Here is an 11839-nt window from a genome sequence, read left to right as displayed (position 1 = left end):
GACGCTTACGCCGTCTCAAGTGAAAGCTTGTTTATTTTACCTCATATCTTCTTCCCTGTCAAGACCGAATTCAGTTTGCCGCCGCAGTTACCGTATGTGTGCATGTTCCCGTCCCGCCCCTCCTCTTCCCTGTTATATTTCCATAAAATACTCTGTCACTATATAGTGTTGCCTTTCCTAATACGTTTAGTTTTTGTAGTACTGTCATGTATCTCCTATACAAATTCTTAAACACAAAAGGAATTTATTTATTTCTTCTATTTCTTTTTATACAAAAATATAGTATAATTTATGCACGTACATTTTTTTGTACTTTATAAAAAAAGGAGATGTTGTATGATGAATAAAAAATACTTTGCAGCAGCCGCCGTCGCTATTACGACAGTCGCCTTTGCCGCCGGATGCGGTTCTTCGCCGTCCTCACAGGAAAACACCGACAAAACGTTTACCGTCGGGTTAGAGCCCACCTTCCCGCCTTTCGAATTTGCCGATAATGACAATTTCAAAGGCTTTGATATTGATTTTGCACAAGCTATTTGCGATAAAATGGGGGTAAAATTAGAAATTAAAAATATGGGATTTGATGCCCTCATTCCGGCATTAAAAAGCGGTCAAATCGATATGATCGCTTCCGGAATGGATGCCACTCCGGAACGGAGTAAACAAGTCGCTTTTACCAAACCGTATTTCCATGACGGCTATGTCGTAGTGGTTCGGAAAGATAATACCGCCATTCAGGGCTTTGAAAGTCTGGCCGGCAAAACCGTAGGTTCTCAAGTAGGTACGCAAGGCGTCGATCTGGGGCAAGCCGCCGGAGCCAAAGTAAAGCAGTATGATGCCAATAGTCAAGGTTGGATGGAGTTGAACAATAAAACATGCGATGCCGTTATTATCAATAAATCGGTCGCTTTATACTATTTACAGCAAGGCGGCAATAAAGATTTAAAAATTGCCGGCAAAGCCAAACTAGCTCCCGATCCGGTAGCGTTAGCCTTACAAAAGGGAAATGACGCACAGTTAGCCAAAGTAAATAAGGCGATTGATGACTTAAAAGCGGACGGCACGTATGCCAAACTTTACAAAAAATGGTTCGGCACCGAACCTCCTAAAGAATAATGTACAGCGCGTATATTTTTGATTTTGATTATACCTTGGTCAATTCGGAAGAAGGAATTGCCATGTGCTTCGATATGCTCTTTGCCGATGAGGGATATGCGCCCGTACCGCGTCCTGAAATTTATGCGACCATCGGCATGCCTATGTATGAAGCGATGGCTAAATTAACGGGAGAAAAAAATAGCGAGCGAATTTTAGAATTGATTCATTTGTATAAAATTCGCTACTCCGATTTTTATATGGTTTCCAATACGCATTTATATGAAGACGCCAAATCAACACTACAATTTTTAACCGAAAAGGGAGCCTCTTGCTATATTGTTTCTTCCAAAACTCGCTCACGAATTCAAGAAACAATTGTCAAGGAAAACTTGACCGCCTTCATTCACGGTATTATCGGCGTAGAAGATGTACAAACACCGAAGCCTTCTCCGGAAGGTATAAAGTTACTGTGCCGTCGCTACAACATAGTCCCCGACGCCTGTTTATATATCGGAGACAGTACGATTGATGCCCAAACTGCCGTCAATAGCGGCATAGACTTTGCCGCCGTCACGACAGGCGTAACGCCGGCAACGGCCTTCGCGAACTTTCCGCATATCAAAATCATGCAACATTTGCAGGAGCTTACGACACTGCTGTAACTTCCGAAAAAAGGAACGGCTCTATGAAACTAGAGTCGTTCCTTTTTTCGGTTACATTTCCCGCAATAAAAATCGCACCTTTATATCCCTTATAATTCCGCCAATAATTGTTGGATTCTCGCATTCCCCGCCGCTGCGCCCGGCATTTCTTCCGCCCCCGGCGTATCGGTATGCTGTGCGGCAACCGCCTGTACCGCTTGCCGATAGTTCTTCTCCGGCACAAAAATAAACCGCACCGGTAAATTAGCCGCTCCCGGAGGCATCACATGCAAGGTGACTTCCTGTCCCGCCGGAAACGTATCTACATACTGAATAGCGTACATATCTTTATTCCCCAAACTTAATGTATGTTCCGGTAAAGACACGATTTTTTTATGTTCTTTTCGCGTTCCCTTATTGTATATAATTTCCGCTACTCCCGCATACGCGCCCCCTTGCGGATTAAAATATAAGTGAATATTTCCTTCTCCTTCCGTCTGAACCTGAATCGTATAATCCACGCCATAATTGCCGCGATCATCCGTATGGCGTCGATCCATACTGTCCCATCCTTGTAAAAACCGATCAAATACATTGTCGCCCAATTTAATATATCCGGTACCGATTTGTGTCATATAGGGAATCAAGGTTTTCAACAAACGATCTTTGCCGCGAAAAGTTCCCCGCAATTTAGAACGATCACTCGGCAAATACACTTGTTGCTTCATAAAAGATATGGGGTCTTCTTCTACAGGCATAATAACCGAAGAAATAACCAACGGTGAGGAAGTATGAATATCTAAAATTCCGGAAAATAATTCTGCCGGATGCACAGTAACCGTATTTAATGCTTCGCTGAGAAGCGCATAATCCTGCGGCATAATGACTACACCGCCGGCAGCAGGTGCGTTTTTATAATACCCGGTCGATAACTCTTTTCCCACTTTATAATACGAAGTATCCGGTTGGGCATACTGGCAATTTTTAACTTGCGCAATAACCAATTTGGACGACGGATTGTAGGCCACTGCCACAATTTTTCGATCGTATGCATTATCATTCACATGATAAAAATATAACCGTGCATTTCCCGCTACTTTATCCGCATATAAAATACCGTCCGCCCCCGCATATTCCGGCGAATCGGAAAACAATAAAGTACCCGTGTCTACAGGCGGCTGCATTGCCATCGGCGTCATCGAACTGCGCGAAATGTATTTCATCACATCCATATCGGCAGGAGAAGCGGCCTGGACAATGCCGACCACGCCCAACCAAATCAAACCTATACTTACATACGTATACCATTTACTTTTTCTCATTTTTATGTTGCCCTTCATTCTCCGCCCATAAGGCGATTTTTTTAAATCGATGGGATAATCCCGATTTAGTCAATCCCGACTTCGCCGCCAATTCGCTCAACGTGGCTTCAGGATTTGCCAACCGTAATTCTGCGGCTTCCTGCAACTTAAGGGAAAGTTTGCCATATTTCCCGACAGCCTGTAAAATTTCAATATTTCTTCGCTGTTTAACAGCGGCATCCACGGTTTTTTGAAGATTGGCCGTTTCACAATTGACCACGCGATTTACGTTATTTCTCATTTCTTTTACTACCCGCACACTTTCAAATTGTAAATACGCTTGCGTCGCGCCGATTTGTTGCAAAAAATCCGCTACTCCGTTTCCTTCTTTTATATACACTAAATACGCGCCTTTTCGGTCGGTCATGCGTGCCGGCAAATGAAATCGCTTCATAAGTCGTAAGACCACTTTCGCCAAGAATAATCGCGTCGTTACAATTTCCAAATGATAATCGCCTTTAGGCTGATTTACAGACCCGTTCCCCATAAAAGCGCCGCGCAAAAAAGCACGCTGCACTTCCATTCCGGTTAGTGACAACGGTGCCGCTTCTTTGTTCTCCGGCCATACCGCCAACGCTTGCAACGCCGCCGCTCCGGCGGCGGACGGCGGAATCTGCACAATATAATAATTTCGTTTTCGCAACCGTAAGCCTTTTCTGACTCTAACTTCCGGACGTATGGAAAACGCCTGTCGCCACATTTGCAACACTCTGCGCGCCACGGCATTATGAGACGTTGTAAACGCTATGCCGAGTTGCCCCCGACTTCCCCGCAATACTTCCCCGCCCATCCATAACAACGCGGACAATTCCGCATTGCGACACGCCGCATCCCACGTCTTATAATGGGCAATTTCATTTTTCACTTCTTCTGCAAAAGACATGAGACCTCCTTACCGATGTTTTTTATTAAATCGCTTTAAATAATATTGTAATAATTCCGGCGACAAATCGGTGCGCATCGCATTAATCAAATCCAGCAATACATTCGCCAACTTCGTAGTATCATGAGTAATACCGCTGACGGGATTAACCAAATCCGCTAAAATAAGCACGGCCTCTTCCGCTTGTACCGCTTTTTTATCAATTTGCACGGGATGGGCCCCTTGAGAAACAAACTTCTGTAAAATCGCCGTATCAATATTACCGTTATTGGCTACTACGAAATCAATTAAATGACATCCTACTTGTCGGTGAATAGCTCGCACGTGATCCGCTACCGTATACGAATCGGTTTCTCCTCGTTGGGTCATAACATTACATATATAAATTTTCTTAGCATTACATTCGCACAATGCCTGTACAATTTCCGGCACACATAAATTGGGCATAATGCTGGTATAAAGACTTCCCGGACCTAACACAACGGCATCTGCACAACGAATGGCCTCAATGGCGGATTGAATCGCCTGCGGTTGTGCCGGCGTTGTAAAAATCCGCTTTATTTTGCCCTGTGCCAACGGAATCTGCGATTCGCCATTCACAATCCTGCCGTCATTCATTTCGGCATGGAGAAAAATTTTATCCGATGAAGACGGAATCACTTTACCGCGAACTTTTAAGACTTTACTGGCCGCTTCCATGGCTTCTTCCACATCACCCAATACTTCTATTAACGCCGCAATAAATAAATTGCCGAAACTGTGGCCTGTCAAATTCCCGGACCCGCCGAAACGATGTGCGAACAACTTTTCCATCAGCCCTTCTTTTTCGGCTAACGCTACCATACAATTTCGCAAATCTCCCGGCGCAATAATATCCAAATCTTGCCGGATGCGTCCGGTAGAACCGCCGTCGTCGGCCACAGCAACAATCGCCGTAAGATTGTATGTTTTAGTTTTCAAACCGCGCAACATAATGGACAGTCCTGTACCGCCGCCGAGAACCACCACTTTAGGACCTTTCGTTCGTTGCAAATTCGATAAGATAAGTTCACTGATATTGCCCGATTCATTCGGAATCACTACCCCTACCATGGTGCGAATCAATCTTCTCGTAGCCACACTCATAATAATAATTCCCAAAATTACGATCGCAATACCGCATGATGCCAATACTGTATAATTATAATGGCCGGTTACTTCATATAATACGCGAAACATCCATTCTTCCATTTGTGCCAACCATTGGTAATTAAACATAAGAACCAAACCGAAACTGGTTGCCATCATTCCCAGACCAAATAAAAACAACCACCGCTTTATTTGCAATCCCGGATGAAGCCACTTAAAAACGCGCATATAGTTTCACCTCCCTCACATACCTTCATATCCGGGAGCGTCTTCTTCCACTTCATTTTTTTGCAAATCTCGATGTTCAATAGAGACGGCAATCTTATTATCACGCAAATGTTTATATAAGGCTTCCGCCATACATACACTGCGATGCATGCCGCCTGTACAACCGACAGCAATCACTAATTGACTTTTCCCTTCCCGTTCATAATGGGGCAATAAAAAATCTATCATATCAAACCATTTTTCTTTAAATGCGGCAGTAACCGCAAAGCCTTCCACATATTCCCGTACGGCCGGTACGCGTCCGGACTTATTTCGGTATTCTTCCACATAATAAGGATTCGGCAAAAAACGCACATCTTCCACTAAATCCGCATCAATCGGCATGCCGTGTTTGAAACCGAACGACACAATCGTGACGTCAATACTTTTTTTGCGCTCATGAATCGCATATTTTTTCATAATCAAGTCTTTCAATTCTTTCGGCGTTAAATTTGAAGTATCAATGATGGTATCCGCCTGACTCCGTAAGGCGGACAAGCGTTTCCGTTCCAAAGAAATACCTTGAACCGGCCGTTCATGCGGAGCTAACGGATGTACCCGTCGCGTTTCTTTATACCGTCGCACTAAAACCTGATCCGAAGCTTCAATAAACAATATTTCATAGGAAATATGCTGTTCTTTCAATTCTTTTAAAGACTGACTCACGGCATCAAAAAATTCTCCCCCGCGAATATCCGCAATCAACGCCACATTGCGCACCCGTTGACCGCCTTGAATACATAATTCGGCAAACTTCGGGATCAACACTGGCGGAATATTGTCAATACAAAAATACCCCATATCTTCCAAGACTTGCACAGCATGACTTTTCCCGGCGCCGGACATGCCTGTTACAATAATTAAATGAAAATATTCCATAAGAGCCTCCTTTATGTTAAAACATATCGTTCCACCATATCCGCAATGCCGTCTTGTTCATTCGTAGCGGTCACTGCAACCGCCATCGATTTTACGGCTGCCGATGCATTTCCCATGGCTACGGAAAAAGCCCCGGTCGAAAACATAGAGAGGTCATTTTGTGAATCCCCGAAAACCATCATCTCCGCCGGTAAAATTTTCAATTGTTTACACAAAAAACACAACCCCTGTCCTTTACTTACATAACGGGGCATAATTTCCAAAAAAGTGGGATCTGAATATGTAAACGCAAATTGCTTCGGAAATATCGCTTCTATACATTTTCGCCGTCGTTCCAATTCTTCATAAGTACTGCGACTGACAAATTTCATCGGCGCTTCTTTTAACGTATAAAAAGCCGAGCCCATAACCACGGTTCGACAATGCGTTCTTTGTTCATATGTTTTCACCCATGCACATCGTTCCGGCACATACACCTGATCCTTGATATAGGCCTGTATTTGCCACCCTTCCTGTTTGACCAGTTGCAGCAATGCAATTGCCGCTGCCGACGAAATAGTTTTACAGTATATAATTTCCCGACTTTTTGCGTGTTGAATCAACCCGCCGTTATACAAAACCAGAGGTACATCTCCCAACTGTAACTGCTCGGCATACGGCACCGCCGTGCCGTACATTCGCCCGGTTGCCAACGTGACAACAATCCCTGCCGCCCGTGCATTCTGTAAAGCCGCTTGCGTGCGAGCGGAAATCGTCCCGTCCCGCCGTAATAACGTGCCGTCCAAATCCGATGCAATCAAGCGAATTTTCCTGTCTTTCATGCGCTTGGTCCCTTCTGTCGCAGCGCCGGTATAGACGGATCGACATACGATAAATCATTTTGTAGATCCCGTTGTAGCGAATCAATAAGCGTTTGTATATCTTTATCCGCTTTATTTCTGCGATGAACGGCCAAGGCAACTAATTGTGTCAATTCAAACCGCGTCAAGGCATACGAAGGGGAAAATTTATTCGCGCCCTCCGGAATTAAGCCGCTTTGAAAAAGTTTCATTCCCGCCCGATATTCCCATTCATTATGTTGCACTATGTCAAACTGATTCGGTGCATACGGATTATACGCACTTGCACCGGCACACAAAAAGCTTGCCATGAACACCAAGCTTGCTATCTTTTTTATCATGCCTTCCTCCATATGAAAATATACCCTCTTCACTGCCTGCACAACAAGAAAAGAGAGTATATCCCAACATATTTATATTACCGGTTATGGTCCTTATCTTTTTCCGCACTGTCCCCGGATACTTCTTCTTTATTTTTTCCTTCCAACGTCATATCATCCAACAGCCGCAATTGACTGGATAAAATAGCCCGACATTTTTCTCGAAACGCACGAATTTGCGCAGTCAACTTATCTAACTCTTGTCGAGATTTTTGCAAATTCAACAGCGTTTCATCCATCATTTGTTTACTCTTATTATTCGCTTCCTGCAAAATGAGATCCGCTTCTTTTTGCGCAGTGACTTTCGCATTATCCGCCGTCTGCTGTGCCAACATAAGCGTATTATTCATCGTTTTTTCCATTTTTTCATATTGATTCAATTTGTCTTGAATTTTTTCATTTTGTTCTTTTAATTCGCAATTTTCCCGAAATACTTTTTCATAATCTCCGGCAATATCTTCCATAAATGCATCTACATCTTCTTCACTATACCCGCGGAATCCGCGTTTAAATTCTTTATTATGAATATCCATTGGTGTCAGCATGATTTCTATACCTCCTCACCTTTTATACAACCTGCCCGCATGCGATTTAAATATACCGTTTTAACAATACACCGGTTCTTCCTTTACGAGAAATTCCCGTAATTTCGCCAACTTCCATTTTTCCCTTACCGCGTAAAGAAATACAATCACCGACCCGTACTTCCCGCGAGGAACTTTTTATCGGTTGCCAATTTAATTGCACCCGTTCACCCTTAATCGCTGCCGCCGCTTTCGTGCGGGAAATACCGAAACCGGAGGCGACAATTGCGTCTAACCGTAGAGAAGCGACGGTCGTTTTTATTTCTTTTACCTTTTTTTGTCGCGGTGCAATCTCCTTCAAATCATACGGCGCAATCTGTACCGTAACAATAGAAACTTTCTGTAAATGTTGTTGTACATACGATTCCATATTCGCATCCAGCAAAAGTACCGCACCGTCTTCCGCCATAATAATATCGCCAAATTTTGCCCGTTCTACACCCAAACCCATAAGCGAGCCCAATACATCTCTATGCGTCAACAGTCGATACCGACTATCCCAAACCAGGCGACATGCCCGTATGGAAAAATCGACCGCACCTTCGTACCCATTGCGAACAAAGGCCATACGAACTCTTTCCGCACCTTCATAACCGCCGTCGCACTGTAAATGAACGTCCGTATCCTGTGCGCAAATAGTCTCCCCTATTTGTACAGCTCCCGGAGACACAAAATCACTGACCGCATAGGGTCTGCCTTTACACACATACTCCGCCAACTCTATTAAACGGGCGGCCAATGCCCCGTTATCCGTTCCTTGATAATAACGAACAAGCCGTTCTTTATTCTTCACTCGTACCCCCTACGTCTGCGAGGAGCCGTCATGATTGTCGGCAGGCATCGAAAAACTGGGAGGAGTCGCACTGAAGCCGCTATAATCCGGCTTACCTTTATCAATTAGGATATTATCCGGCGCACACAAAAAAATATCCTTCCCCACTCGTTGAATTCTTCCGTCTACGGCATACGTGGCTCCGCTGACAAAATCAATCACCCGTTTCGTAACTTCGCTGTCGGTAGCTTCAAAATTAATAACTACAGGCTTACGTTGCCGCAAATAATCTGCAATCGTTTTCGCATCCGAAAACGATTCCGGTTCCACTATCATCATTTGTAATTTTTTCTCCTGTCGCGTAGGATATCCGGCATTATTGCCGGCGTGTGCGGCTAATGAATTCCGCCGCGGTTGTACTTGTCGTTCCTCTTCCGCTTCATATTCGTCTGTTTCATATCCGTAATCATCTGTTTCAAATTCATCTTGTGAACCGCCTCCCAATAAATTGGCAGTGCGATTTAACAACCCTTTTAAACCCATTATGTACTCCTCCTCAATAATTACGTTCTCCAAAAATAGCCGTCCCTACACGGACTATATTGGCGCCTTCTTCTATTGCGATTTCAAAATCATGTGTCATGCCCATCGATAGATACCGAATTTGTCCGGTCGGAAATTTCTGTTTCATATCTTCATATAACGCATGTGCAATGCGAAAAACAGGACGTACCTCTTCTACTTGTGCAACATTCGGCGCAATACACATGAATCCCTGTACACAAACATGTGATAAGGAACTCGCGAGTCGGCAAATGTGCGGAAACTCCTCTACCGCCATACCGTATTTACTTTCTTCACGAGCCACATTAACCTGCAATAAAACAGGCTGTATTTTTCCAATCTGTGCCGCCGCTTTTTGAACGGCGAGCAACAAATGCTCCGAATCTACAGAATGAATTAAGTCAAAGTGTGCCACCGCCGCTTTCGCTTTATTCGTTTGTAAATGACCGATAAGATGCCATGTCAACGTATTATTCGGAAAGTCTTTTTGTTTTTGTAAGGCTTCTTGCACACGATTTTCGCCGACCTGTGTAATGCCGGCCGAAGCGGCTTCCCGCATACATGACACCGGATGATTTTTAGTCACCGCCACCAATGTAATCTTATCATTTACACCTACACGATCGGCGGCTGCTTGTATTTTTTTTCTTACAAATTCTATATTTTCTTTAATCAAGGCGTTTCCTCCGAACGTTTTATAAAGTACTGATAAAACCCTACACATTATTTATTATATCTATTCAGAAGTAGAATTACCAGTAATTTTTATAAAAAATATCGCCACCGCCCCTTTACAGCCGTCAGGACAACATCGCAAAAGCAGCCATCCGCCCTGTAATCCCGCCGTCCCGGCGATAAGAAAAAAATTTATCGGCATGTGAAAAAACGCAAAAACGAGTCATGGCAATATGTTCTTCTCTTAGTCCCGCTTCTTTCAACTGCAACTGATTCACTTTCCATAAATCAACGGTTCGCGCACCTTCCCCATCATATACACACGATGCATACATCGCTCCCGACTTTTTAAAAATATCCGCCGTAGATCGACTCACTTCAAAATGCGCCGCACTAATAGACGGACCGATAAACGCGAATAATTCCTCCGGGCGGGAGCCGTAAGCTACGGTCATGGCAAAAACCGTTTTAGCCGCAATCCGTGCGGCCGTTCCGCGCCACCCGGCATGAATAACCGCACATGCCGGGCGATGAAAATCATACAAAATAATAGGCACGCAATCTGCAACACAAATCAGCAACGGCGTATATTTTTCATCCGTCATCAACACGTCCGTATGATCCAGAGCGGTTGCATAACTCCCTGCTCCGCAGCCGCGCTCCGCCGCACCTACCGCCACAATGTGATCCTCATGGGTCTGCTTGGCCATAGTAATATCGGGCAAAGAACAGCCTATTACTTGACACAATCGCCTTCGATTTTCCAGTACCGCTTTCGGGTCATCCCCTACATGCAACGCTACATTCAAAGAGTCATAAGGGGCCTTACTTACGCCGCCGCCGCGACCTGTCACACCGTGACAAAATCCCATTTCATTCATTTTTCGCCCGGCTTCCAGGGAAATCCCGTTTTTGTGAGTAACCCAAATCGTTCGGGATACATGTTTCTCCATATCGCGCTCTTTTTCATCCATTCTATCCTCATCGCCCCTACATTTCCTATTAAAAAAAGACAAAGAACTCAGAACGATCTGAAATCTTTGTCTTTATTTGGCGGAGTGGGAGAGATTCGAACTCTCGCGACCCTTACGAGCCCTAACGATTTAGCAAACCGTCCTCTTCAGCCTCTTGAGTACCACTCCTTGATTAACTGACTATGTCAGTTTACTATAAAAGGAATTTCTTGTCAATACTTTTTTATAAACAGCTTTGCAATCTCCGTCTTAGTTGTCAACACATAGGTTACACGTTGAGAAGTATTCCGACACAACTTGGTTGGGATTTTTGAAAGTAAGACCGGTCTTTGCGGTTTTATTATATCCGGCTTCATGTTTTGCTGCTTGTCTTATCAGTTCTTGTTCGCTTATAACGACTTTTCTTCCATAAAGAATTTTTCCATCTTCTCTATGACTTCGCTCAACGTTGCCATGCTGCCACGGTGAGTAGGATCCAATCCTTCTTAATTCCATATGTAATGCTTTAGCTATCTTTTCAAAGGCACTATCCTTAGCGGTTCGCTCATCATCATTTACAAATTCATAGCCATTGTCTACCTGAATCATGCGAATGGGAAATCCCATTTTTTCCTCAAGTTCCATTAGATATTTACCCGTTTCATAGGTACTCTTTTCTTTTACGATTTTTAGCACTCGTTTCCTGCTGTATTCATCTATTCCTGTTATTTGATAGTATCTGTTCCCGTAACTTGGAAAGCGAATACATTCATCCGGAACATACTTTATATCAATAAAAACAGTATTATAAACGC

Annotated in this window: 13 protein-coding genes, 1 tRNA gene and 1 pseudogene; 2 read left to right on the top strand and 13 right to left on the bottom strand. The window is 43.9% G+C overall.

The window, feature by feature from the left end; genetic code table 11:
- The first annotated feature begins 339 nt into the window (after window positions 1-339).
- Window positions 340-1116 carry a basic amino acid ABC transporter substrate-binding protein gene (locus tag HMPREF1039_RS02905; protein WP_176603338.1) on the top strand — a complete coding sequence of 259 codons (777 nt, stop codon included), beginning with the start codon at window positions 340-342 and terminating at the stop codon, window positions 1114-1116.
- Window positions 1116-1760, top strand: a complete 645-nt coding sequence (locus tag HMPREF1039_RS02900; protein WP_007390895.1) for an HAD family hydrolase — start codon at window positions 1116-1118, stop codon at window positions 1758-1760. The genes HMPREF1039_RS02905 and HMPREF1039_RS02900 overlap by 1 nt, the downstream gene beginning before the upstream one ends.
- An 89-nt stretch (window positions 1761-1849) precedes the next feature.
- Here the strand turns inward: HMPREF1039_RS02900 and HMPREF1039_RS02895 are convergent, their stop codons facing one another.
- The 13 genes and pseudogenes from HMPREF1039_RS02895 to HMPREF1039_RS02835 form a co-directional block, all read right to left on the bottom strand.
- A complete protein-coding gene (locus tag HMPREF1039_RS02895; RefSeq protein ID WP_007390891.1) occupies window positions 1850-3061 on the bottom strand; it encodes a hypothetical protein in 1212 nt (403 codons plus the stop codon).
- Window positions 3048-3983 carry a DNA-binding protein WhiA gene (whiA, locus tag HMPREF1039_RS02890; RefSeq protein WP_007390901.1) on the bottom strand — a complete coding sequence of 312 codons (936 nt, stop codon included), beginning with the start codon at window positions 3981-3983 and terminating at the stop codon, window positions 3048-3050. The genes HMPREF1039_RS02895 and whiA overlap by 14 nt, the downstream gene beginning before the upstream one ends.
- Before the next feature lie 9 nt (window positions 3984-3992).
- Window positions 3993-5339 (bottom strand): gluconeogenesis factor YvcK family protein, encoded by a 1347-nt coding sequence (locus HMPREF1039_RS02885; RefSeq protein WP_007390896.1) that lies wholly within the window; start codon window positions 5337-5339, stop codon window positions 3993-3995.
- A gap of 15 nt (window positions 5340-5354) precedes the next feature.
- On the bottom strand, window positions 5355-6257 hold the full coding sequence (gene rapZ, locus HMPREF1039_RS02880; RefSeq protein ID WP_007390889.1) for an RNase adapter RapZ: 903 nt from the start codon (window positions 6255-6257) through the stop codon (window positions 5355-5357).
- 11 nt (window positions 6258-6268) lie between these two features.
- Window positions 6269-7078, bottom strand: a complete 810-nt coding sequence (locus HMPREF1039_RS02875; protein ID WP_007390893.1) for a Cof-type HAD-IIB family hydrolase — start codon at window positions 7076-7078, stop codon at window positions 6269-6271.
- Window positions 7075-7437, bottom strand: coding sequence for a hypothetical protein (locus tag HMPREF1039_RS02870; protein ID WP_007390897.1), 363 nt, complete (start codon window positions 7435-7437; stop codon window positions 7075-7077). The genes HMPREF1039_RS02875 and HMPREF1039_RS02870 overlap by 4 nt, the downstream gene beginning before the upstream one ends.
- Before the next feature lie 77 nt (window positions 7438-7514).
- Window positions 7515-8021 carry a DivIVA domain-containing protein gene (locus HMPREF1039_RS02865; protein ID WP_007390892.1) on the bottom strand — a complete coding sequence of 169 codons (507 nt, stop codon included), beginning with the start codon at window positions 8019-8021 and terminating at the stop codon, window positions 7515-7517.
- 46 nt (window positions 8022-8067) lie between these two features.
- The gene (locus HMPREF1039_RS02860) at window positions 8068-8853 is read right to left on the bottom strand and encodes a YlmH family RNA-binding protein (RefSeq protein WP_007390899.1); all 786 of its coding nucleotides are present in this window, start codon (window positions 8851-8853) and stop codon (window positions 8068-8070) included.
- Between the two features lie 9 nt (window positions 8854-8862).
- Window positions 8863-9375, bottom strand: a complete 513-nt coding sequence (locus HMPREF1039_RS02855) for a cell division protein SepF (RefSeq protein ID WP_007390890.1) — start codon at window positions 9373-9375, stop codon at window positions 8863-8865.
- A 13-nt stretch (window positions 9376-9388) separates the two neighbouring features.
- Complete coding sequence (locus HMPREF1039_RS02850) at window positions 9389-10072, bottom strand: YggS family pyridoxal phosphate-dependent enzyme (RefSeq protein ID WP_007390894.1); 684 nt, start codon at window positions 10070-10072, stop codon at window positions 9389-9391.
- 124 nt (window positions 10073-10196) lie between these two features.
- Window positions 10197-11045 (bottom strand): peptidoglycan editing factor PgeF, encoded by an 849-nt coding sequence (pgeF, locus tag HMPREF1039_RS02845; RefSeq protein ID WP_007390898.1) that lies wholly within the window; start codon window positions 11043-11045, stop codon window positions 10197-10199.
- 77 nt (window positions 11046-11122) lie between these two features.
- A tRNA-Ser gene (locus HMPREF1039_RS02840) sits at window positions 11123-11213 on the bottom strand.
- Between the two features lie 81 nt (window positions 11214-11294).
- Window positions 11295-11839, bottom strand: a pseudogene (locus HMPREF1039_RS02835) (IS481 family transposase); the annotation flags it as partial.

Origin of the sequence: Megasphaera lornae (assembly GCF_000214495.1) — a bacterium.
GTDB classification, from domain to species: domain Bacteria; phylum Bacillota; class Negativicutes; order Veillonellales; family Megasphaeraceae; genus Megasphaera; species Megasphaera lornae.
The sequence above is the reverse complement of the archived record's forward strand: the minus strand, read 5'-3'. Positions and strand labels throughout refer to the sequence as shown.

Bases quoted from the DNA above. Each gene is read 5' to 3' on its own strand.
- HMPREF1039_RS02865 (WP_007390892.1), bottom strand. From the start codon at position 8,021: ATGCTGACACCAATGGATATTCATAATAAAGAATTTAAACGCGGATTC.
- HMPREF1039_RS02885 (WP_007390896.1), bottom strand. From the start codon at position 5,339: ATGCGCGTTTTTAAGTGGCTTCATCCGGGATTGCAAATAAAGCGGTGG.
- HMPREF1039_RS02875 (WP_007390893.1), bottom strand. From the start codon at position 7,078: ATGAAAGACAGGAAAATTCGCTTGATTGCATCGGATTTGGACGGCACG.
- rapZ (WP_007390889.1), bottom strand. From the start codon at position 6,257: ATGGAATATTTTCATTTAATTATTGTAACAGGCATGTCCGGCGCCGGG.
- HMPREF1039_RS02905 (WP_176603338.1), top strand. From the start codon at position 340: ATGAATAAAAAATACTTTGCAGCAGCCGCCGTCGCTATTACGACAGTC.
- HMPREF1039_RS02900 (WP_007390895.1), top strand. From the start codon at position 1,116: ATGTACAGCGCGTATATTTTTGATTTTGATTATACCTTGGTCAATTCG.
- HMPREF1039_RS02855 (WP_007390890.1), bottom strand. From the start codon at position 9,375: ATGGGTTTAAAAGGGTTGTTAAATCGCACTGCCAATTTATTGGGAGGC.
- whiA (WP_007390901.1), bottom strand. From the start codon at position 3,983: ATGTCTTTTGCAGAAGAAGTGAAAAATGAAATTGCCCATTATAAGACG.
- HMPREF1039_RS02895 (WP_007390891.1), bottom strand. From the start codon at position 3,061: ATGAGAAAAAGTAAATGGTATACGTATGTAAGTATAGGTTTGATTTGG.
- HMPREF1039_RS02870 (WP_007390897.1), bottom strand. From the start codon at position 7,437: ATGATAAAAAAGATAGCAAGCTTGGTGTTCATGGCAAGCTTTTTGTGT.
- pgeF (WP_007390898.1), bottom strand. From the start codon at position 11,045: ATGGATGAAAAAGAGCGCGATATGGAGAAACATGTATCCCGAACGATT.